This window comes from Streptomyces sp. NRRL F-6676 (assembly GCF_000725625.1).
Taxonomy (GTDB): domain Bacteria; phylum Actinomycetota; class Actinomycetes; order Streptomycetales; family Streptomycetaceae; genus Streptomyces.
This window is the reverse complement of sequence record NZ_JOHS01000079.1, coordinates 1-20259: the sequence shown is the minus strand read 5'-3', so window position 1 is coordinate 20259 and position 20259 is coordinate 1. Positions and strand designations below refer to the sequence as shown.

At 73.2% G+C, this 20259-nt stretch carries 21 protein-coding genes and 1 riboswitch; of the genes, 15 read left to right on the top strand and 6 right to left on the bottom strand.

Annotated elements, in window-relative coordinates:
- The first annotated feature begins 502 nt into the window (after positions 1-502).
- On the top strand, positions 503-1225 hold the full coding sequence (locus IO29_RS29560; protein ID WP_030380724.1) for a lysophospholipid acyltransferase family protein: 723 nt from the start codon (positions 503-505) through the stop codon (positions 1223-1225).
- 96 nt (positions 1226-1321) lie between these two features.
- On the opposite strand, the gene IO29_RS29555 is transcribed toward IO29_RS29560, so the two are convergent.
- Positions 1322-2926: an alpha/beta hydrolase gene (locus tag IO29_RS29555; RefSeq protein ID WP_030380723.1), complete on the bottom strand. Its 1605-nt coding sequence runs from the start codon at positions 2924-2926 to the stop codon at positions 1322-1324.
- 446 nt (positions 2927-3372) lie between these two features.
- A riboswitch (cyclic di-AMP (ydaO/yuaA leader) is annotated at positions 3373-3583 on the top strand.
- Positions 3584-3586: 3 nt separating this feature from the next.
- Between IO29_RS29555 and IO29_RS29550 the strand changes: the two genes are divergently transcribed.
- Both IO29_RS29550 and IO29_RS29545 read left to right on the top strand, forming a co-directional pair.
- Positions 3587-4060, top strand: coding sequence for a C40 family peptidase (locus IO29_RS29550; protein ID WP_030380722.1), 474 nt, complete (start codon positions 3587-3589; stop codon positions 4058-4060).
- Positions 4061-4162: 102 nt separating this feature from the next.
- Positions 4163-4714: a DUF6328 family protein gene (locus IO29_RS29545; protein ID WP_030380721.1), complete on the top strand. Its 552-nt coding sequence runs from the start codon at positions 4163-4165 to the stop codon at positions 4712-4714.
- 12 nt (positions 4715-4726) lie between these two features.
- Here the strand turns inward: IO29_RS29545 and IO29_RS29540 are convergent, their stop codons facing one another.
- Positions 4727-5167, bottom strand: coding sequence for an ATP-binding protein (locus IO29_RS29540; RefSeq protein ID WP_030380720.1), 441 nt, complete (start codon positions 5165-5167; stop codon positions 4727-4729).
- Between the two features lie 279 nt (positions 5168-5446).
- Between IO29_RS29540 and IO29_RS29535 the strand changes: the two genes are divergently transcribed.
- Positions 5447-6307 carry a helix-turn-helix domain-containing protein gene (locus IO29_RS29535; RefSeq protein WP_030380719.1) on the top strand — a complete coding sequence of 287 codons (861 nt, stop codon included), beginning with the start codon at positions 5447-5449 and terminating at the stop codon, positions 6305-6307.
- Between the two features lie 11 nt (positions 6308-6318).
- The gene (locus tag IO29_RS29530; RefSeq protein WP_030380718.1) at positions 6319-6561 is read left to right on the top strand and encodes a DUF397 domain-containing protein; all 243 of its coding nucleotides are present in this window, start codon (positions 6319-6321) and stop codon (positions 6559-6561) included.
- A 13-nt stretch (positions 6562-6574) separates the two neighbouring features.
- Here IO29_RS29530 and IO29_RS29525 read toward each other — a convergent pair whose 3' ends face one another.
- Entirely contained in the window at positions 6575-7702 is a 1128-nt protein-coding gene (locus tag IO29_RS29525; RefSeq protein WP_030380717.1) for an 8-amino-7-oxononanoate synthase, read from the bottom strand.
- Positions 7703-7892: 190 nt separating this feature from the next.
- Between IO29_RS29525 and bioB the strand changes: the two genes are divergently transcribed.
- From bioB to bioD, 3 genes are read left to right on the top strand one after another with little or no spacing between them, the layout of a single operon-like run.
- The gene (gene bioB / locus IO29_RS29520; RefSeq protein WP_030380716.1) at positions 7893-9107 is read left to right on the top strand and encodes a biotin synthase BioB; all 1215 of its coding nucleotides are present in this window, start codon (positions 7893-7895) and stop codon (positions 9105-9107) included.
- Positions 9100-10392 carry an adenosylmethionine--8-amino-7-oxononanoate transaminase gene (locus tag IO29_RS29515; protein ID WP_030380715.1) on the top strand — a complete coding sequence of 431 codons (1293 nt, stop codon included), beginning with the start codon at positions 9100-9102 and terminating at the stop codon, positions 10390-10392. Before bioB ends, IO29_RS29515 begins: the two co-directional genes overlap by 8 nt.
- A 1-nt stretch (position 10393) precedes the next feature.
- Positions 10394-11107, top strand: coding sequence for a dethiobiotin synthase (gene bioD, locus IO29_RS29510; protein WP_030993976.1), 714 nt, complete (start codon positions 10394-10396; stop codon positions 11105-11107).
- A 557-nt stretch (positions 11108-11664) separates the two neighbouring features.
- On the opposite strand, the gene IO29_RS29505 is transcribed toward bioD, so the two are convergent.
- A complete protein-coding gene (locus tag IO29_RS29505; protein WP_030380713.1) occupies positions 11665-12039 on the bottom strand; it encodes a hypothetical protein in 375 nt (124 codons plus the stop codon).
- Positions 12040-12043: 4 nt separating this feature from the next.
- Positions 12044-12286, bottom strand: a complete 243-nt coding sequence (locus IO29_RS29500; RefSeq protein WP_030380712.1) for a toxin-antitoxin system HicB family antitoxin — start codon at positions 12284-12286, stop codon at positions 12044-12046.
- Between the two features lie 82 nt (positions 12287-12368).
- Here IO29_RS29500 and IO29_RS29495 point away from each other — a divergent pair, with 82 nt between their 5' ends.
- The 6 genes from IO29_RS29495 to mug all read left to right on the top strand — a co-directional run bounded on the left by IO29_RS29495 (position 12369) and on the right by mug (position 18409).
- Positions 12369-12788: a GNAT family N-acetyltransferase gene (locus IO29_RS29495; protein ID WP_030380711.1), complete on the top strand. Its 420-nt coding sequence runs from the start codon at positions 12369-12371 to the stop codon at positions 12786-12788.
- Positions 12789-13047: 259 nt separating this feature from the next.
- A complete protein-coding gene (locus tag IO29_RS29490) occupies positions 13048-14451 on the top strand; it encodes a hemolysin family protein (protein ID WP_030380710.1) in 1404 nt (467 codons plus the stop codon).
- A complete protein-coding gene (locus IO29_RS29485; protein ID WP_030380709.1) occupies positions 14448-15461 on the top strand; it encodes a hemolysin family protein in 1014 nt (337 codons plus the stop codon). The genes IO29_RS29490 and IO29_RS29485 overlap by 4 nt, the downstream gene beginning before the upstream one ends.
- A gap of 74 nt (positions 15462-15535) precedes the next feature.
- Complete coding sequence (locus IO29_RS29480) at positions 15536-16333, top strand: SGNH/GDSL hydrolase family protein (protein WP_030380708.1); 798 nt, start codon at positions 15536-15538, stop codon at positions 16331-16333.
- A gap of 91 nt (positions 16334-16424) precedes the next feature.
- Positions 16425-17867 (top strand): adenylosuccinate lyase, encoded by a 1443-nt coding sequence (gene purB, locus IO29_RS29475; protein ID WP_030380707.1) that lies wholly within the window; start codon positions 16425-16427, stop codon positions 17865-17867.
- The gene (gene mug / locus IO29_RS29470) at positions 17864-18409 is read left to right on the top strand and encodes a G/U mismatch-specific DNA glycosylase (RefSeq protein WP_030380706.1); all 546 of its coding nucleotides are present in this window, start codon (positions 17864-17866) and stop codon (positions 18407-18409) included. Before purB ends, mug begins: the two co-directional genes overlap by 4 nt.
- Positions 18410-18448: 39 nt before the next feature.
- Here the strand turns inward: mug and IO29_RS38155 are convergent, their stop codons facing one another.
- Positions 18449-18904, bottom strand: a complete 456-nt coding sequence (locus tag IO29_RS38155) for a hypothetical protein (RefSeq protein WP_030380705.1) — start codon at positions 18902-18904, stop codon at positions 18449-18451.
- Between the two features lie 133 nt (positions 18905-19037).
- Here IO29_RS38155 and IO29_RS29460 point away from each other — a divergent pair, with 133 nt between their 5' ends.
- Entirely contained in the window at positions 19038-20195 is a 1158-nt protein-coding gene (locus tag IO29_RS29460) for an ROK family protein (protein ID WP_030380704.1), read from the top strand.
- The last annotated feature ends 64 nt before the right edge of the window (positions 20196-20259 follow it).

The following is a 20259-nucleotide window of genomic DNA, read 5'->3' as shown; positions in this document are numbered from 1 at the left end:
CCCCCACGGGGCCCCGCCCCCCTGCACCCCGGCGGGGGGGCTCGCCCCCTGCACCCCCACGAACCGGACCCCGCGCCCTGGCGGGGCTGCGGCCCCCGCACCCCGCCGGAGGCTGCGCCCCGAACCCGCGCGAGCCTCCGCCCCCTGCGCCCCCACGGAACCGGACCCGCCACCCCGGTGGCGCCGCGGCCTCCGCACCCCCACAGAACTGGACCCCGCGCCCCGGCAGAAGCTCCGCCCCCCGCACCCCACGGAACCAGACCCCGCGCCCTTCGGGGCTCGCCCCCCGCACCTCCACGGCTCCGCCCCCCGCCGGGACTCCGCCCCCTGCACCCCCACGGAACCGGGCCCGTGCCGGCCGTACAAGGCCGGAGTCTTCGGTTCCGCGGTTGGTTTTTGTCGGTACTGATCAGTAGGGACAGAGCGTGATCCCGCGGCGGTTACCTCTGTCCGTCGCGCCGCCTACACTGATCGCTCCCCGGGGAACGCGAGGAGTGCCGCGGTGTTCTACTACCTGCTGAAATACGTGGTTCTGGGCCCGCTGCTGAGGCTGACGTTCCGGCCCCGGATCGAGGGGCTCGCGCATGTGCCGGGCTCCGGGGCCGCGATCGTCGCGGGCAACCATCTGTCGTTCTCCGACCACTTCCTGATGCCCGCCGTGCTGAAGCGGCGCATCACCTTCCTCGCCAAGGCCGAGTACTTCACCGGCCCGGGCATCAAGGGGCGGCTGACCGCCGCCTTCTTCCGCAGCGCCGGGCAGATCCCCGTCGACCGTTCCGGCAAGGACGCCGGACAGGCCGCGATCCGGGAGGGGCTCGGGGTCCTGAGCAAGGGCGAGTTGCTCGGCATCTACCCGGAGGGCACCCGTTCCCACGACGGCCGGCTCTACAAGGGCAAGGTCGGCGTCGCCGTGATGGCGCTCAGGGCGGGGGTCCCGGTGATCCCCTGCGCGATGATCGGCACCTTCGAGGCGCAGCCGCCCGGCCGCAAGATCCCTCGCATCCACCCCGTGGTGATCCGCTTCGGCAAGCCCCTGGACTTCTCCCGCTACGCCGGCATGGAGCACGAGAAGGCGATCCTGCGCGCGGTCACCGACGAGATCATGTACGCGATCCTGTCCCTCTCCGAGCAGGAGTACGTCGACCAGTACGCGGCCGTGGTGAAGGCGGAGGAGGCCGAGCAGACGGCCAGGGAGCGCAAGTTCCCCCGGCTGCCGCTCAGTTGACATTCCAGGGATGGTTGGCATGCCAGGAAGGGGAGGAGGGGGCGGCCGGTGGTCCGGCCGCCCCCTCCTCCCGCTACGGGACCGCTGCCGCGGTCGTCACGGCGTCGGCGTCGCGTGCGGGGTGCACGTCACGTCGGACCGGTCCGTCCTTCCGGTCAGCAGGTACGTGTCCACCCTGTCGTTGATGCAGGGGTTCACCAGCCCGGTGACACCGTGCGAGCCGGCGCCCTGCTCGGTGATCAGACGCGAGCCCTTGAACCGCTTGTGCAGTTCGACCGCGCCGGCGTACGGCGTGGCGGCGTCCTCCGTGGACTGCACGATGAGCACGGGCGGCAGCCCCTTGCCGGTGTGGACGTCCACCGGGGTCCGCTGCTTGACCGGCCAGGTCGCGCACGGCAGGTTCATCCATGCGTTGGCCCAGGTCATGAACGGGTATTCCTTGTGGAGCCGGGTGTTGTCCCGGTCCCACGTGTGCCAGCTCGTGGGCCACTTCGCGTCGGTGCACTCGACGGCCGTGTAGACCGCGTTGCCGTTCTCCGAGGAGGCGTTGCCTGCCGTGTCCGAGAGGTCGGGCGCGGCGGCGTCGATCAGCGCCTGGGTGTCACCGGCGACGTACTTGCTGAAGACCGTCGCGACCGGCACCCACGAGGAGTCGTAGTACGGGGCGCTCTGGAAGAAGGAGATGAGCTCCGCCGGTCCGACGACCCCGCCGAGCGGGCTCTTCTTGGCCGTGGCGCGCAGCTTCAGCCACTGCTCCTGGACCTCTCCACGCGTGTCGCCGAGATGGAAGGCGGCGTCGTTCTTGGCGACCCAGTCCTCCCAGTCCTTCCAGCGGCCCTCGAAGGCGATGTCCTGGTTGAGGTTGGCCTCGTACCAGATGTTCTCGCGCGCGGGGTTGACCACGCTGTCGACGACCATGCGGCGCAGGTGCCCCGGGAAGAGCGTGCCGTAGACGGCGCCGAGGTAGGTGCCGTAGGAGACGCCCAGGTAGTTGAGCTTGCGCTCCCCCAGCGCGGCCCGGATGACGTCCAGGTCGCGGGCGGTGTTGGGGGTGGTCATCTGCTGGAGCATCGTGCGGTCGGTGCGGTCGGCGCAGCCCTCGGCGTACTCGCGGGCCAGCTTGCGCTGGGCGCGCTTGTCGGCCTCGGAGTCGGGCACCGGGTCCATCTTGGGCGCCTTGACGAACTCCTGCGGGTCCTGGCAGGAGATGGGCGCGGAGTGGCCGACGCCGCGCGGGTCGAAGCCCACGAAGTCGTACGCCTTGGCGACGTTGGCCCAGACCGGGTTCTTGGCGGTGACGCGGGCCGGGAAGCGCAGTCCGGATGCGCCGGGGCCGCCCGGGTTGTAGACCAGGGCACCCTGGCGCTCGCGCGCGGTGCCGGTGTTGCCAATGCGGTCGACGGCGAGCTTGATCTGCTTGCCGTAGGGCTTGGCGTAGTCGACCGGGACGCTGACCCAGCCGCACTGGATCGGCTTGGCGAGCCCCCAGTCGGCCGGGCAGTCCTGCCAGTCGATGCCGGCCCTGGCGGCCCGGGCGGCGGCGAGCGCGGCGCCCTGTGCCTCGCTGCTGTGGCTCTGGCCGTGGCCGTGGCGCGTGCCGGCGGCGGCCGACGGTGCCGCCACGGCCCCGGCTATCAGTGCCGCCGCCGTGACGAGCGCTCCGGCGGAGCCGAGCGCGGTGGCTCGCTTCGTCGGTCTCATACCCCTCAAGAGGGACCTCCCCGAACATCGTGACGAATCTTCCGATGGCTACGGGGATCCTTGTCGCTGTGCGGTCCCTGAGAACAGGGGCGGTGGGCCTCCTTTGCCAATCCGATATCCGGTACGCGCGCGCCCGTTGAGCGGTACGGCGTCCGCGCGCCAGGCGGGACACGGAGGGGCCGGACGGGTTACCCCCTTTCGGCGTAGGCACACCTCGACTTCGGGGGCCGTCCCGGTTGCGCGGCGCGGTGGACGGCGAGCGGAATGAGATCTTCCGGTGCTGGTCCGGGCCTCCTCCCGGCTCTGGACACGGGGAAAAACAAAGGGCGTTCACTCGAACAGCAGAGTGGTGAGTAACAACACAAACCTCCGCTTCCGTTGGGATTTTCAGACTTCCGTGGGCGAAGATCCCTTCCTGACAGCCCCCGCCACAAGCGGCGGGGCGGTCCGGGCGGACGCCGAGTCCTGCCGCCGCCTGGATGACCGGTCGACAGGAGTGGATCGGCAGGAGTGGAGGACCCGAGCACGACGGGTCGCCGGAACGGACGCACGGTCCGTGCCGAGCAGCCCTTGGGGTGAAGCCGCGTCAGGCGGCCGGGCAACTTCGCCAGCCCGAATCCGACAGGTCATCCTTCACAGGCGGCTGACGAAGGGTTGCGCATGACTGCGCTCGATCGTGTCCCGTCGCTGTTGACCCGGGCCGGCACCGCCTCGGCCCTCACCCTCGCCGCCGTGGGCGGCAGCATCGCGGTCCCCGGTGTCGCCTCCCAGGCGTCCGCCGCGACCATGGCGACGAAGGCGCTGCACGTCGCGGCGTCGAAGAAGGGCTCCCCCTACCAGTGGGGCGCCACCGGACCGCACCGGTTCGACTGCTCCGGGCTGACGCTGTACTCGTTCAAGAAGGCGGGCAAGAAGCTGCCCCGGACGGCCGCGGCCCAGTACAACAAGACGCGCCATATCTCGTCGTCCAGCCGCAAGGCGGGTGACCTGGTGTTCTTCCACTCGGGCAGCTACGTGTACCACGTGGGCATCTACGCCGGGAAGGGGAAGATCTGGCACGCGCCGAAGACGGGTGACGTCGTACGGCTGCAAAAGCTGTGGACCAGGAGCGTCTGGTACGGCAGGGTGCGCTGACCGGCCGGCCGCGGCGGCGGGGTACGGGCGCGGCAGCCCCGTACCCGTCCTCCGCCGATCGCGCGGGGGCGTGACCGGCGGAGGAACGGTTATCTGTTCCTCATGGCCGACCGCCCGCATCACGAGCAACGCAACGAGACCCCGCTGGAACGCGCCGACCGCAACTTCGCCGAGTTGTTGCAGGAGGTGCGCGTCACCCAGGCGGGCGTGCAGATCCTGTTCGCCTTCCTGCTGACGCTGGCCTTCACCCAGCGCTTCCCGGACATCGACACGTTCCAGCGCACGACGTACGTCGTCACGCTGCTCCTCGCGATGCTGGCGGCCGTGCTGTTCACGGCGCCGGCGGCGCTGCACCGCTCGCTGTTCCAGCAGAACGCCAAGCCCTTGATCGTGCAGGTCTCCTCACGGCTGGCCTCGGCGGGCCTGGCGGTGCTGATGCTGGCCTTCACCGGCTCGGTGCTGCTGGTGGTGGACGTGACCCTGGACCGGACGGCGGGCATCGCCGCGGGTGCGGGGACCCTGGCGGTGTGCGTCCTGCTGTGGGGCGTGCTGCCGCGGCTGGTCCGCCGTACCGGCGTCCGCGCGGACCGGCCGGTCGCGGAGGACCCCACCGGGACGCCGGGCGATCCGGGGTCCCGGGACTCCGGCGGCTGAGGGGCCGCTCCTTCACGGGTCCGGCTGGGCCGCGGGCACCTTCCAGGGCAGTTCGATCTCGATCGTCTTCCCGCCCTCCCGGGTGGGCCGCACGCTGAGCCGACCGCCGTGCTCCGCGGTCAGACAGCGCACGATGACCAGACCGCGCCCGTTGTCCTGCTGCACGGCCGCCGGCAGCCGTTTCGGGAAGCGCGGATGGCTGTCGGTCACCCCGACGCGGAGCTGCTCGTCCCGGTCGAGGACGAGGTCGACCGTGAAGGTCGGCGACAGCCCGAAGGTGTGCTGCACGGCGTTGGTGGCCAGCTCGGACACGATCAGGCGCACGGTGTCGGCGGCATCGGCGTCGGGCGGCAGTCCCCAGTCGGTGAGGACGCCCGCCACATATCTTCGGGCCGCGGAGACCGAGGCGGGATCGCTCGGCAGAGTGACGGATGCTTCCTGGTGGTCTGCCATGGCGACGTCGTCCCTTTCCCACGGGAGGCGGGGTCCGCCACGGAGCGGATGGTTCACGTACGGTCCCGGCCTTGGTGCTGCGCGTCAGACTGCCACCACCGGCGGGCTCACTGCTGCCGATCCCCCAAGATATGCATATATCTGTCGCCCGAAGCGGTGAACTATCCGACGACCGACCGTATATGGGCGATTGCTCGGTCCATCCTCTACCGTCGCCAACCGGGCCCGCCGTCGCTCACCGTCGCGGCGGTGCGCGGGGCGGACGGAAGGAGTCGGCCGATGCAGTACGGACCAGCGGTGCGCCGCCGCAAACTCGGCGCGGAGTTACGGGCCCTGCGGGCGCGGGCGGGCCTCACCAGCGGGCAGGCCGCGGCCCGGGTCGGCTGGCACCAGTCGAAGGTGAGCCGGATCGAGACCGGCTCCAGCGGGGTGAAACCGGCCGATGTGCGGCTGCTGCTCGACGCCTACGGGGACGTGGACCCCCAGTTGCGCGAGTTGCTGCTGGTGCTCGCGGGCTCGGAGGGCGGCGGCGGCCGGCAGAACTGGTGGCACGCCTACCGGGGCGTCCTGCCGCGCGCGTACCGCGACTTCATCAGTCTGGAGTCGCAGGCCTGCGCCATGCGCACGCTGGAGACGCTGGTGGTGCCGGGGCTGCTGCAAACCCCGGAATACGCCCGCGCGGTGACGCACGCCGCGGTCGGTCCGCCGGACGACGCCCATCTCGACACGCTGGTGGAGGTGCGCCTGGCCCGGCAGGACGTGCTGCGCGCGGACCCGCCGCTGCGGATGAGCGCGGTGCTCGACGAGGCGGTGCTGCACCGCGAGGTCGGCGGCCCGGCGGTGATGGAACAGCAGCTCAGACGGCTGGTGGCGGCCGCCCGCCTGCCCCATGTCCGGCTCCAGGTGCTGCCGTTCGCCTCCGGGGCGCACATCGGCGTCACCGGCCCTTTCGTTATTTTCTCATTTCCGAGCACTTCTGATCTGGACGTGGTTGTTCTCGACCACTTGACGAGTAGCCTCTATCTGGAACGGAAAGAAGAACTCCAGGCCTACGCCGAGGCCTTCACCACTCTGCAAAGCAACGCCCTCTCGCCCGAAGACTCGTTGGATCACCTCACCGCGCTCGCCGAACGCGCGTAAGGAGGAAACCCATGCCCGTTTCCGCTTCCGTTTCCGCAGCCTCGCGGACCCTGCCCGCCGACACCTCCCTGCCCGGGGTGCGGTGGCAGCGCAGCAGCCGCAGTACCGGAATGAACAACTGCGTGGAGACCGCCTGTCCGGGGCCCGGTCCCTGGGCCGGGCTGGTCGCCGTGCGCGACTCCAAGCGGGTGCCCGGGCCCGCCGTGCTCTTCGCACCCGGCGCCTGGCAGGAGTTCCTGGCCTCGCTGGGCTGAACGGGGTCCGGCGTCACGGCCGCGTCGCGCGGATCACCTCGACGGCACGCGCCAGTTGACCGTCCGTCAGGTCCGCGCGCGCGGTCAGCCGCAGCCGGGAGACGCCGTCGGGCACGGACGGCGGGCGGAAGCAGCCGACGGCGAGTCCCGCCGCCCGGCAGTCCTCCGCCCACCGCACCGCCCGTTCGGGGGACGGCGCCCGCACGGAGACCACGGCCGCGTCCGGCCGTACCGCCTCGAACCCCTCGGCCGTCAGCCGCTCGTACAGGGTGACGGCCACCTCACGCGCCCGGTCCGCGCGCCCCGGTTCGCGGCGCAGCAGCCGCAGCGCGCCCAGCGCCGCTCCGGCGGCGGCCGGGGCGAGCCCGGTGTCGAAGATGAACGTCCGGGCCGCGTTGACCAGGTGTGCGATCACCGCCGCCGGTCCCAGGACGACCCCGCCCTGGCTGCCGAGCGACTTCGACAGCGTCGCCGTCACCACGACGTCCGGCGCGCCCGCGAGCCCCGCCGCGTGCGCGGCCCCCCGGCCGCCCTCGCCGAGCACGCCGAGCCCGTGGGCGTCGTCCAGGACCAGTCCCGCCCCGTACTCCCGCGCCGCCGCCGCCAGTCGGTCCAGCGGTGCCGCGTCCCCGTCCACCGAGAAGACCGTGTCGGAGACGACGACGGCCACTCCCCCATGGGTGCCCAGCGCCTTGCGCGCCGCCTCGGGGTCGGCGTGCGCCACGACCTGGGTGGTGCCGCGGGCGAGCCGGCAGCCGTCGATGAGCGAGGCGTGGTTGCCCGCGTCGGAGACGAGCAGGGAACCGTGCGGCGCGAGCGTGGTGACGGCGGCGAGGTTGGCCGCGTACCCGGTGGCGAAGACCAGGGCCGCCTCGAAGCCGCAGAACTCGGCGAGTTCGCGCTCCAGGGCCGTGTGCAGTTCGGTCGTGCCGGTGACGAGCCGGGAACCGGTGGACCCCGCCCCCCACACGCGGGCCGCCTCGGCGGCCGAACGGGTGATCTCGGGGTGCCGGGCGAGGCCCAGGTAGTCGTTGCTCGCCAGGTCCAGCAGCGGGGAGTCGGCGGCGCGCGGCCGCAGGGTCCGGACCAGACCCGCCCGGCGGCGCGCCCGTGCCTGTTCCTCGATCCACCCGAACGCCATGGTCCCTCCGGTGCTTTCGCGGCCACGCCCTCGTATCCGCGGGCGGTGCGCACGCGCGTTTGTAGGCAGTGCACAGACAGTAGTGCCGGCGCGGGCCGCCCAGGGTGTGGCAATACCCACACGTCGCACGCCCACAGTTGTGCGATCCCTCCTTGGCCCGGGCCCCCGTCGTACGCCAGGATCGGGCCCCATGGACCTGCTGAACACGCTGGTGGACAAGGGGCTTCGGCGCGAGACGCCGACCCGCGAGGAAGCGCTGGCCGTCCTCGCCACTTCCGACGACGACGTGCTCGACGTGGTGGCCGCGGCCGGCCGGGTGCGCCGGCACTGGTTCGGCCAGCGGGTGAAACTCAACTATCTCGTCAACCTCAAGTCGGGCCTGTGCCCGGAGGACTGCTCGTACTGCTCGCAGCGGCTGGGCTCCGACACGGGCATCCTCAAGTACAGCTGGCTCAAGCCGGAGGAGGCCTCGAAGGCCGCGGCGGCCGGGCTGGCGGGCGGCGCCAAGCGGGTCTGCCTGGTGGCCTCCGGGCGCGGGCCGAGCGACCGGGACGTGGAGCGGGTCGCCGGCACCATCGCGGCGATCAAGGACCAGCACGAGAACGTCGAGGTGTGCGCCTGCCTCGGACTGCTCTCCGACGGCCAGGCGGAGCGGCTGCGCGCGGCCGGTGCGGACGCGTACAACCACAACCTCAACACCTCCGAGGCGACGTACGGGGACATCACCACCACGCACACCTACGCCGACCGGGTCGACACCGTGCGCAAGGCGCACGCCGCGGGGCTGTCCGCCTGTTCGGGGCTGATCGCGGGGATGGGCGAGAGCGACGAGGACCTGGTCGACGTCGTCCTCGCGCTGCGCGCGCTCGACCCGGACTCGGTGCCGGTCAACTTCCTGATCCCGGTGGAGGGCACCCCGCTGGCCGCGGAGTGGAACCTCACCCCGCGGCGCTGTCTGCGGATCCTGGCGATGGTGCGGTTCGTCTGCCCGGACGTCGAGGTGCGCATCGCGGGCGGCCGCGAGGTGCATCTGCGCACGCTGCAACCGCTCGCCCTGCACCTGGCCAACTCGATCTTCCTCGGCGACTACCTCACCACGGAGGGCCAGGCCGGCCGGGCCGACCTGGAGATGATCGCCGACGCCGGGTTCGAGGTGGAGGGCGCGGACGAGGTGACGCTGCCGGAGCACCGGGCCGGTGGGGGCGGGTGCGGGGCTTCGGGTGACGGGGGCGTCTGCGGGACGCACGAGACCGAGGGGGTTTGTGGGGCGCACGAGGCCGAGGGGGCCTGCGCGGCGCACGCCGGTGGGGCCGCTTCTGTCGGTCCGGGGGCGGAGGCCGCCCGTACGGATCTCGTCGCCGTACGCCGCCGGGGTGCCGGAACGGATCTCGCGCCCAATGCCTGAGCCGTCCGGCCCGGGGAGCGTGGCCGAACTGCTGGAACTCGACCGGCGGCATGTGTGGCACCCCTACGGTCCGATGCCGGGCCACGCCGAACCGCTCGTCGTGCGGGCGGCGAGCGGGGTGCGGCTGCGACTCGCGGACGGCTCCGGGGAGTTGGTCGACGGGATGTCGTCCTGGTGGTCGGCGATCCACGGCTACAACCACCCGGTGCTCAACGAGGCCGCGCGCGATCAGCTCGGCCGGATGAGCCATGTGATGTTCGGCGGGCTCACCCACGAGCCCGCCGTCCGGCTGGCGAAGCTCCTTGTCGACATGTCTCCCGACGGTCTCGAACACGTCTTCCTCGCCGACTCCGGGTCGGTCTCGGTCGAGGTGGCCGTCAAGATGTGCCTCCAGTACTGGCGTTCCCTGGGCCGCCCGGAGAAGCGGCGGCTGCTGACCTGGCGCGGCGGCTACCACGGCGACACCTGGCACCCGATGTCCGTGTGCGATCCCGAGGGCGGGATGCACGAGCTGTGGCAGGGGGTGCTGCCCCGCCAGGTGTTCGCCGACGCGCCCCCGGCGGAGTACGAGGAGGCGTACGCGGAGCATGTGCGCGGCCTCGTCGAGCGGCACGCGCACGAACTGGCCGCGGTGATCGTCGAGCCGGTGGTGCAGGGGGCGGGCGGGATGCGGTTCCACTCCCCCGCGTATCTGCGGGTGCTGCGGGAGGCGTGCGACGCGCATGACGTGCTGCTGGTGTTCGACGAGATCGCCACCGGGTTCGGGCGCACGGGCGAGCTGTTCGCCGCGGACCACGCGGCGGTGACGCCCGATGTGATGTGCGTGGGCAAGGCGCTGACCGGCGGTTATCTGACACTGGCGGCGACGCTGTGCACGGCGCGGGTGGCCGAGGGCATCTCGCGTGGCGAGGTGCCGGTGCTCGCGCACGGGCCGACGTTCATGGGCAACCCGCTGGCCTCGGCCGTGGCCTGCGCGTCGATCGGACTGCTGCTCGGCCAGGACTGGCGGGCGGAGGTCGGGCGGATCGAGGCGGGGCTGCGGAACGGGCTCGCGCCGGCGCGCGCGCTGCCGGGCGTGCGAGACGTGCGGGTGCTCGGGGCGATCGGGGTGGTCCAGCTGGACCACGAGGTGGACCTGGCGGCGGCGACACGGGCGGCGGTGCGCGAGGGCGTGTGGCTGCGGCCGTTCCGCGACCTCGTCTACACGATGCCGCCGTACGTCACAGGTGACGAGGATCTGGCACGGATCGGCCGCGCGGTCTGCGCGGCGGCGCGGGAGGCGTGAGATGGCGGTTCTGGTGGTTTCGGGGACCGGGACGGAGATCGGCAAGACGGTGGCCACGGCGGCGGTCGCCGCGGTGGCGGTGGCCGACGGGCGCTCGGTGGCCGTGCTGAAGCCCGCGCAGACGGGGCTGGAGCCCGGGGAGCGGGGGGACGCGGAGGAGGCGGTACGGCTGTCGGGTGCCGGGGTCTGGCGCGAACTCGCGCGCTACCCGGAGCCGTTGGCGCCGGCGACGGCGGCGCGGCGGGCCGGGGTGCCGGCGGTGCGGCCGGCGGACGTGGCCGAGGCGGCGGAGAAGCTGGCGGCCGAGTACGACCTGGTGCTGGTCGAGGGGGCGGGCGGACTGCTGGTCCGCCTCGACGACGAGGGCGGCACGGTGGCGGACGTGGCGTCGCTTCTGTCGGCGCCGGTGCTGGTGGTGGCTTCGGCGGGGCTGGGCACGCTGAACGCGACGGAGCTGACGACGCGGGAGCTGGGGAGGCGGGGGCTGGCCCCCGCCGGCGTCCTGCTCGGCGCGTGGCCGTCCCGGCCGGACCTGGCGGCCCGCTGCAACGTGGCGGACCTCCCGACGGTGACGGGCGTCCCCCTGGCGGGCGCGATCCCGGCGGGAGCCGGGGGCTTGCCGCCGGTTGCCTTCCAGGCGGGTGCGCGGGGGTGGCTGGCGCCGGCGTTGGGGGGGACGTGGGGGGTGGAGGGGTTGACGGGGGTGGACGAGTAGGGGCGCCCACGGGGGTGCCCCCGGCGGTGGGTGCGCGAGTGCGGGCACGCTGTGGCCGGTCGCGCAGTTCCCCGCGCCCCTGACGCCCACGGGGATGCCCCCGGCGGTGAGTTCGCGTGTACAGGTCCGCCGTGGTTGCTCGCGCAGTTCCCCGCGCCCCTGACGGCGCGCGCCGGGCCCTCAACCAGGAGCGACCCGCACCCGCACGAGCCGCGCCAGGGGGCACCCCACAGGGGCGCGGGGAACTGCGCGACCGGCCACACGCAACCCGCACCCGCACAACCACCCCCGGGGGCAACCCCTCAAGCGCCGGGGGCTCCGCCCCCCAAGGGGCGCGGGGAACTGCGCGACCAGCCACACACCACCCGCACCCGCACAACCACACCCAGGGGCAACCCCTCAAGCGCCGGGGGCTCCGCCCCCCAAGGGGCGCGGGGAACTGCGCGACCAGCCACACACCACCCGCACCCGCACAACCACGCCCGGGGGCAACCCCTCAGGCGCCGAGCCCCGCCCCGCAAGGGGCCCGGGGCTACGCGCGCCCACAGCGCTGGGCTTCAGGCCGTCCAGCCGCGGAGTTCCTCCGCGATCCGCTGGACCGTCGCCCCGCCGGTCTTGGCCAGGCGGGCCAGCTCGCGGACCTGTTCCGGCGACACGGCCACCTTCGCCCCGCACGCGACGAGATAGCCGTACGCCACCGCGGACGCGAACAACGCGTTGGAGCGCTCCAGCGCCGGCACATGCAGCAGAAGTTGCAGCAACGCCGCCGCACGCGCGTGCGGCGTGTCGTAGACGGGGACGCCGAATATCTCCGCCTCGTGCCGGCTGACCGCGGCGACCAGCGCACCCCAGTCGGTGACCTGCGGATCCCCCGGCGTCCTCTGTTCGGCGACCATCAGCAACCACGCGAGGTCGATCCTGAGCGTGCTCAAGGCTTCAGCGGCCGCCCTGCTGCCGCGCCTCGGCGGGCCCCGCGCCGAACTCCTCGGCGAAGACCGACTCGTACCGCTTCATGAAGTCGGCCGCGGCATCGACGAACGTCCGGCCCGTCTCCCCCGCGTCCTGCCGGACCAGTTCCTCGATGTACCGGTTGACGCTCATGCCCCGCTCCAGGGCCCGCTCTCGGGCGGCCCGCGCCGTGTCCTCGTCCACCCGCACGTTCAGCTGGGTCTTCGCCATGCTCCCGACGCTAGCGCGGCAACGCTAGCGCGGGCAAGGAAACCGGTCGCGGCCCGCGGCCGCCCTCTGCTTCGCTCCCCCCATGAGTGATCCGCGCATCCGCCCCGCCACCCCCTCCGACATCGACGCCGTCCTCCGGTTCTGGCGCACGGCCGCGGAGGGGACGAGCATCAGCGACGACCGCGACGGCGTGGCCCGGCTGCTCGCCCGGGACCCCGAGGCCCTGCTCCTCGCGGAGCGCGACGGCACCCTCGTCGGGACGGCGATAGCCGGTTTCGACGGCTGGCGGTGCCACCTCTACCGGCTGGCCGTGCACCCCGGCCACCGCCGGCAGGGCATCGCACGCGCCCTGCTGGAGGCGGCGGAGGAACGGTTCGCCGCCCTCGGCGGACGGCGGGCGGACGCGATGGTCCTGGAAGCCAACGCGCGGGCGCACCGGGCATGGGGCGCCGCCGGTTACCACCGGGAGGACCACTGGCGACGCTGGGTCAAGCCGCTGTAGCGACCCCGTCGCCCACAGGCGCCTCGTCCACAGGTCCGTTGTCCGCAGGTCCGTTGTCCACAGGCCCGCCGGGCACTTTTGCCCATCCTTTACTCTTGAGGCATCGCATGGTCCCGTCCAGGGATCACCCGTCCTTCCATGAAAGGTGTGAGCGTCCGCGCATGGGCGAGCCTCCCAGTAGTACCCCTCACGCACCCCGCGGCGGCAGGTCCCGCCCGGTCCCCGCGCCCCCGGCCGGGCACGGGACGGAGGTGACCCGATGACCGAGGTCCTCCTGCTGCTCGTGGCGGTCGCGCTCTCGCTGGCCTGCGGCGCGTTCGTCGCCGCCGAGTTCTCGCTGACCACGGTCGAGCGCGGCGACCTCGAACGGGCCGTCGAACGTGGTGAGCGCGGCGCGGCGGGCGCCCTGAAGTCCGTACGGCAGCTGACGTTCCAGCTGTCCGGCGCCCAGCTCGGCATCACGGTCACCAACCTGGTGGTCGGCATGCTCGCCGAGCCGTCGATCTCAAAACTGATATCGGGCCCGCTGGAGGACATCGGCGTCCCGTCCTCGGCGTCGACGTCGGTGGCCCTGGTGCTCGGCACGGCGGTGTCGACGGTGTTCCTGATGGTCGTCGGCGAGCTGGTGCCGAAGAACTGGGCGATCTCCGCACCGCTGGCCATGGCCAAGCGCGTGGGCACGCCGCAGCGCTGGTTCAGCGCCGCGTTCCGGCCGTTCATCACCCATCTCAACAACACGGCCAACCACGTCGTACGGCGGTTCGGTTTCGAGCCGGCCGAGGAGCTGGCGCACGCGCGCGGGCCCCAGGAGCTGGTGGCGCTCGCCCGGCACTCCGCGAAGGAGGGGGCACTGGAGGCGGACACCGCCGAGCTGTTCGTGCGCACCCTCAACCTCGCCGACCTCACCGCGGAGAACGTGATGACCCCGCGCGTCCAGGTCGTCGCCCTCGACCTCCAGGCGACCTGCGAGGACGTGGCGAACGCGACCCGTGCGACGGGCCTGTCCCGCTTCCCGGTCTACCGCGAGAGCCTGGACTCGGTCGTGGGCGTCGCACACATCCGGGACATCCTCGCGGTCCCCGCCGACCAGCGCCCCCTGCGCACGCTCGGCCAGGTGATCCGCGAACCCCTGTTCGTCCCCGAGTCGCTCACCGTGGACCGGCTCCTCGACCGGCTGTCGTCGGGCCGGCAGACCATGGCCGTCGTCATCGACGAGTACGGCGGCACGGCCGGCGTGGCCACGCTGGAGGACATCGTCGAGGAGGTCGTCGGCGAGGTGCGGGACGAGCACGACCCGCACGAGACACCCGACCTCGCCCCGGCCGGCGCGGACGACGACGGCCGCGCGCGGTACGACGCCGACGGCTCGGCCCGCCTGGACCAGCTCGCGCGCGTCGGGCTGCGGGCGCCGGACGGACCGTACGAGACGCTCGCCGGCCTGGTGGCGGCCGAACTCGGCCGGATACCGGCGGCGGGCGACCGCGTCGAGGTCGCCGGCTGGCGCCTCGACGTGGTGGACGCGACGGGACGCCGGGCGGCCCGGGTCCTGCTGCACGCACCCCTGGCGGAGGACGCCGGGGCCGCGGCGGAGGCCGGGCGGACCCGGAACGACGAGACCGCTCGCCGCGTCGGCGACCGGAAGAACGGGGAGGGTCGCCGATGACCGCCGTACAGCTGCTGATCGGCCTGCTGACGCTGGTCGCGAACGCCTTCTTCGTGGGCGCCGAGTTCGCGCTGATCTCGGTGCGCCGCAGCCAGATCGAGCCGCGCGCCGAGGAGGGCGACCGGCGGGCCCGCTCCGTGCTGTGGGGGCTGCAACACGTCTCGGCGCTGCTGGCGGCGGCACAGCTCGGCATCACGCTGTGCACGCTGGTCCTCGGCGTGGTCGCCGAGCCGGCGATCGCGCACCTGCTGGAGCCGGTGTTCCACGCGGTGGGCGTGCCGTCGGGCGCGGGACACGCGGTGTCCTTCGTGATCGCGCTGGCGCTGGCGACGTATCTGCACATGCTGCTGGGCGAGATGGTGCCGAAGAACGTGGCGCTGGCCGAGCCGGTGCGGACGGCGCTGCTCCTCGGCCCGCCGCTGGTGGGGCTGGCCCGTGCGCTGCGGCCGGTGATCTTCGCGATCAACGCCTTCGCCAACGTCCTCCTGAAGCTGCTGCGGGTGGAGGCGAAGGACGAGGTAACGGCCACCTTCTCGGACGACGAGCTGGCCCGTCTCGTGCAGGACTCCAGCGAGGCCGGGCTGATCGACGAGCGGGCGCAGGAGCGGCTGCACGACGCGCTGGAGCTGGGGCGCAGACCGGTGCGGGACGTGGTGCTGCCGCTGGAGAAGATCGTCTACGCGCGCGTGGGCGTCACTCCGGAGCAGCTGGAGCAGTTGTCCGCGCACTCCGGGTTCTCGCGCTTCCCGGTGGTGGACGCGGCCCGGCGGATCGTGGGGTATCTGCATGTGAAGGACGCGCTGGACGCGGGTCCGCGCGGCGTGCCGTTCCCGGTGCGGGAGATGCGGTCCATCGCCCGGGTCCGGGAGACCACGCCGCTGGACGACGTGCTCACCGCGATGCGGGGCAGCCGCACCCACCTGGCCGCGGTGCTCGGCCCGGACGGCAGGCTGTCGGGCCTGGTGACGATGGAGGACGTCCTGCGGGAGCTGTTCGGCCAGCCGGCGTGACGGTCGGGGGAGGCCAGGGGGGTGACTCCCGACCGACCGACGGGTATGCGGGGCGCGTTAGCATCGGGACCGCCATGCAGACGAACCCGCCTCACCCCAGCCCCCCTTACTCCAGCCTGGTCGCGGTCGGCGACTCCTTCACCGAGGGCATGTCGGACCTGTTGCCCGACGGCACCTACCGCGGCTGGGCCGATCTTCTCGCCGGCCGGATGGCCGCGCGCTCGCCCGGCTTCCGGTACGCCAACCTCGCGGTGCGGGGGAAGCTGATCGGCCAGATCGTCGACGAGCAGGTCGACCTGGCCGCCGGGATGGGCGCCGACGTGATCACACTGGTCGGCGGCCTCAACGACACGCTGCGGCCCAAGTGCGACATGGTCCGGGTGCGGGATCTGCTGACGGAGGCGGTGGAGCGGCTGGCCCCGTCCTGCAAGCAGCTGGTGCTGATGCGCAGCCCGGGCCGGCAGGGTCCGGTCCTGGAGCGGTTCCGGCCGCGCATGGAGTCGCTGTTCGAGACGGTCGACGCGCTCGCGGAGCGGCACGGGGCGGTCGTCGTCGACCTGTACGGGGCGCCGTCGCTCTCCGACCCCCGGCTGTGGGACGTGGACCGGCTGCACCTGACGGCCGAGGGCCACCGGCGGGTGGCGGAGGCGGTGTGGCAGTCGCTCGGTCACGAGCCGGAGGACGCGGACTGGCGCACGCCGATGGCGGCGACCGCCCCGGCGGCCTGGCTCGCCCGCCGAACCGCCGACGCCCGCTTCGCCCGGCAGCACCTGCTCCCCTGGATAGCCCGCCGTCTGACCGGCCGCTCCTCGGGCGACGGCCGCCCCGCGAAGCGCCCGGACCTCCTCCCGTACGAGCCGCCGAGCGCGTAGCAGGGGCGGCCCCCGGGCCCCACCCCTCGTACGATCCTCCGAACCCACCCGCCCCGCCCACCTGCACGAACCGCCAGTACACTCCGTACACGTGACATCTGCGCCCGCCAAGCCCCGCATCCCCAACGTCCTCGCCGGACGCTACGCCTCCCCCGAGCTCGCCACGCTCTGGTCGCCCGAGGAGAAGGTGAGGCTCGAGCGCAGGCTCTGGCTCGCCGTACTGCGCGCCCAGAAGGACCTCGGCATCGAGGTCCCCGACACCGCGCTCGCCGACTACGAGCGCGTCCTCGACGACGTCGACCTCCCCTCCATCGCCGCGCGCGAGAAGGTCACCCGGCACGACGTCAAGGCCCGTATCGAGGAGTTCAACGCCCTCGCCGGCCACGAGCAGGTCCACAAGGGCATGACCTCCCGGGACCTCACGGAGAACGTCGAGCAGCTCCAGATCCGCCGCTCGCTCGAGCTGATGCGCGACCGCACGGTCGCCGTTCTGGCCCGCCTCGGCAAGCTGTCCGGCGAGTACGGCGAGCTGGTGATGGCCGGCCGCTCGCACAACGTGGCCGCCCAGGCCACCACCCTCGGCAAGCGCTTCGCGACCGCCGCCGACGAGCTCCTCGTGGCGTACGGCCGCGTCGAGGAGCTGCTGGGCCGCTACCCGCTGCGCGGCATCAAGGGCCCGGTCGGCACCGCCCAGGACATGCTGGACCTTCTCGGCGGCGACGCCTCCCGCCTCGCGGAGCTGGAGCGCCGCATCGCCGAGCACCTCGGCTTCTCGCAGGCGTTCACCTCCGTCGGCCAGGTCTACCCCCGCTCCCTCGACTACGAGGTCGTCACCTCCCTGGTGCAGCTCGCCGCCGCCCCGTCCTCGCTGGCGAAGACGATCCGGCTGATGGCGGGGCACGAGCTGGTCACCGAGGGCTTCAAGCCCGGCCAGGTCGGCTCCTCCGCGATGCCGCACAAGATGAACACCCGCTCCTGCGAGCGCGTCAACGGCCTGATGGTGATCCTGCGCGGCTACGCCTCGATGACCGGCGAGCTGGCGGGCGACCAGTGGAACGAGGGCGACGTGTCCTGTTCCGTGGTGCGCCGGGTGGCGCTCCCGGACGCGTTCTTCGCGCTCGACGGCCTGCTGGAGACGTTCCTGACCGTGCTCGACGAGTTCGGCGCGTTCCCGGCGGTCGTCGCCCGCGAGCTGGACCGTTACCTCCCGTTCCTGGCCACCACCAAGGTCCTGATGGGCGCGGTGCGGGCGGGCGTGGGCCGCGAGGTGGCGCACGAGGCGATCAAGGAGAACGCGGTGGCGACCGCGCTCGCCATGCGCGAGCAGGGCGCAGAGCGCAACGAGCTGCTCGACCGCCTCGCCGCCGACGAGCGCATCCCGCTGGACCGGGAGGCGCTGGCCGCGCTGATGGCGGACAAGCTGTCGTTCACCGGCGCCGCCGCCGACCAGGTCGCCACCGTCGTCGCCCGGATCGGCGAGATCGTCAAGTGGCACCCGGAGGCCGCGGGCTACACCCCGGGGGCGATCCTCTGACGCGCCCCACCCCGGCGGAGCTGGAGGCCGCCCGCGACCGTCTCGTCCCGGACGTGGTCGCGGACGGCCTCCACGTCCTGTTCTGCGGCATCAACCCCGGTCTGATGACGGCCGCGACCGGCCACCACTTCGCCCGCCCGGGCAACCGTTTCTGGCCGGTGCTGCACCTGTCCGGGTTCACCCCGCGCCGACTGCACCCCTCCGAGCAGGAGGAACTGCTGTCGTACGGGCTGGGCATCACCAACGTGGTGGCGCGGGCCTCCGCCCGGGCCGACGAGCTGACCGCCGAGGAGTACCGCGAGGGCGGGCGGCTGCTCAGCCTGAAGGTGGCCCGGCTGCGGCCCCGGTGGCTGGCCGTGCTGGGCGTGAGCGCCTACCGGACCGCCTTCGACGACCGCAGGGCCCAGGTGGGTCCCCAGGTGCGGACCGTCGGCGACACCCGCGTCTGGGTGCTGCCCAACCCCAGCGGCCTCAACGCCCACTGGACGGCGCGGACGATGGCCGAGGAGTTCGCCCGCCTCCGGGAAGCGGCCGAGGAGTAGCGCGCCGGTGGCGTACCGGTTCCGGGCCGGCGGCCGGGCTCACGGCGGGTCGATGTCGGTGACGGCCGCGAGGAGGCGCACCTCGTCCGTGCCGTCCCGGTCCGCCAGTCCGAGCCCTATCCAGCGGCCGTCCGCCGCGCACCGCCACAGCTGGAGCCGGTCCACGAGGTGGGTGAGCGCCGCCCAGGGCTCGGGTATCTCCTCGCCGCGCGCGAGGCGGACGGCGGGCGTGAGCGTGCCCCAGGTCTGCCCGGGCCCCCATCTCTCGTCCAGTATCCGGGCCAGGCCCTCCCGTTGGGCGTCGAGGTCGTCCGCCTCCTGTTCCCGCCCGGCACCGCCGCCCCCGTACGCTCCGGTGCCGGCCTCCAGGGTCACTATGCGGTAGCCGGGTCCCGCCAGAGTCCCGGGCGTCCGGCCGGACGGCCCGTCGTGCCCCACCGGGGGGGGCTGGGAGCACAACAGGCCGATCGCGGCGAGGTGCTGATCCAGGCTCATGTCTCCAGTAGACCAGCCGCCTCTGACAATGGGCGGTGCCATCGGGGGGGCCGGGGGCCGCCCGGCACTCGCCGGGGCGGGCCGCGGCCGAGTACGATCCGCCCCACACGCGCACGAGCTGGGAGGACGGACGTTGGGGCGGCTCACCGGCGGGGACCCCTCTCTGCTGCGAAGGATCAATTCCGCTGTGGTGCTGCACGCGTTGCGTGCCACCGACTGCGCGACCCTCACCGAGATCACCCGGGTGACGGGGCTGTCCCGGCCGACCGTCGAGGGGGTCGTCGAAGGGCTCATCGGGGCGGGTCTCGTGGTGGAGGCCGCGGCCGAGGAGGGCGCCGCCCGGCGGCAGGGCAGGCCGGCCCGCCGCTACCGGTTCCGTGCGGAGGCCGGACATCTGCTGGGCCTCGACGTCGGCGCGCACCGGGTGACCGCGGTCCTCGCCGACCTCGATGGCAGGGAACTGGGCACGCTGTCCAAGGACATCTCCGAGACCGCGCCGGCCGACGAGCGCCTTGAGCGGCTGCGCACCACCGTGGCCGAGCTGCTGCGGCGGGCGGGCGTGGCACGCGACTCGCTGCGCGCGGTCGGCGTGGCCAGCCCCGGCATCGTGGAGGCGGACGGGACGGTACGGCTGGGCACGGCGCTGCCCGGGTGGACAGGACTGAAGCTGGGCGACCGGCTCAGCCGCTCCTTCAAGTGCCCGGTGCTGGTGGAGAACGACGCGAACGCGGCGGCGGTGGGCGAGCACTGGAAGGGGGCGGCCACCGAGTCCGACGACGTGGTCTTCGTGCTGGCGGGGCTGAGTCCCGGGGCCGGTGCGCTGATCGGGGGGCGGCTGCACCGGGGGTTCGGGGGTGCGGCCGGGGAGATCGGGGCGCTGCATCTGCTGGGGCGCGAGGCGACGCCGGAGACGCTGCTGTCGACGACGGACCGGCCGTTGCATCCGCTGGACGAGCAGGCGGTGGCGGAGGTGTTCGCGTTGGCGCGGGAGGGGGACGGACGGGCACGGGAGGCGGTGGAGCGGTTCCTCCAGCGGCTGGTGCACGATGTCGCGGCGCTGGCGCTCGCGCTCGACCCGGAGCTGGTCGTGATCGGGGGGTGGGCGGCGGGGCTCGACGGGGTGCTGGAGCCGTTGCGGCGGGAGTTGGCGCGGTATTGCCTGCGGCCGCCGAGGGTGACCTTGTCGGGGGTCGGGGAGGCGGTGGTGGCGACCGGTGCGCTGCGGTTGGCCCTCGACCACGTCGAGGAACAGTTGTTCGCGGTGGAGGGGACGGTGACGTCCCGTCACTGACGGGAGGGTTCACGCCCCGCCGCCCCTTGAAGGGGCGCGGGGAGCCGCGCGGCACGCCACGACC

Coding starts and splice junctions, on each gene's coding strand:
- IO29_RS38155 (WP_030380705.1), bottom strand. CDS start 18,904: ATGAGCCTGGATCAGCACCTCGCCGCGATCGGCCTGTTGTGCTCCCAG.
- bioB (WP_030380716.1), top strand. CDS start 7,893: ATGGACCTGCTGAACACGCTGGTGGACAAGGGGCTTCGGCGCGAGACG.
- IO29_RS29500 (WP_030380712.1), bottom strand. CDS start 12,286: ATGGCGAAGACCCAGCTGAACGTGCGGGTGGACGAGGACACGGCGCGG.
- IO29_RS29555 (WP_030380723.1), bottom strand. CDS start 2,926: ATGAGACCGACGAAGCGAGCCACCGCGCTCGGCTCCGCCGGAGCGCTC.
- IO29_RS29545 (WP_030380721.1), top strand. CDS start 4,163: ATGGCCGACCGCCCGCATCACGAGCAACGCAACGAGACCCCGCTGGAA.
- IO29_RS29495 (WP_030380711.1), top strand. CDS start 12,369: ATGAGTGATCCGCGCATCCGCCCCGCCACCCCCTCCGACATCGACGCC.
- IO29_RS29480 (WP_030380708.1), top strand. CDS start 15,536: ATGCAGACGAACCCGCCTCACCCCAGCCCCCCTTACTCCAGCCTGGTC.
- IO29_RS29530 (WP_030380718.1), top strand. CDS start 6,319: ATGCCCGTTTCCGCTTCCGTTTCCGCAGCCTCGCGGACCCTGCCCGCC.
- IO29_RS29535 (WP_030380719.1), top strand. CDS start 5,447: ATGCAGTACGGACCAGCGGTGCGCCGCCGCAAACTCGGCGCGGAGTTA.
- IO29_RS29525 (WP_030380717.1), bottom strand. CDS start 7,702: ATGGCGTTCGGGTGGATCGAGGAACAGGCACGGGCGCGCCGCCGGGCG.
- bioD (WP_030993976.1), top strand. CDS start 10,394: ATGGCGGTTCTGGTGGTTTCGGGGACCGGGACGGAGATCGGCAAGACG.
- IO29_RS29490 (WP_030380710.1), top strand. CDS start 13,048: ATGACCGAGGTCCTCCTGCTGCTCGTGGCGGTCGCGCTCTCGCTGGCC.
- IO29_RS29540 (WP_030380720.1), bottom strand. CDS start 5,167: ATGGCAGACCACCAGGAAGCATCCGTCACTCTGCCGAGCGATCCCGCC.
- IO29_RS29515 (WP_030380715.1), top strand. CDS start 9,100: ATGCCTGAGCCGTCCGGCCCGGGGAGCGTGGCCGAACTGCTGGAACTC.
- IO29_RS29550 (WP_030380722.1), top strand. CDS start 3,587: ATGACTGCGCTCGATCGTGTCCCGTCGCTGTTGACCCGGGCCGGCACC.
- IO29_RS29485 (WP_030380709.1), top strand. CDS start 14,448: ATGACCGCCGTACAGCTGCTGATCGGCCTGCTGACGCTGGTCGCGAAC.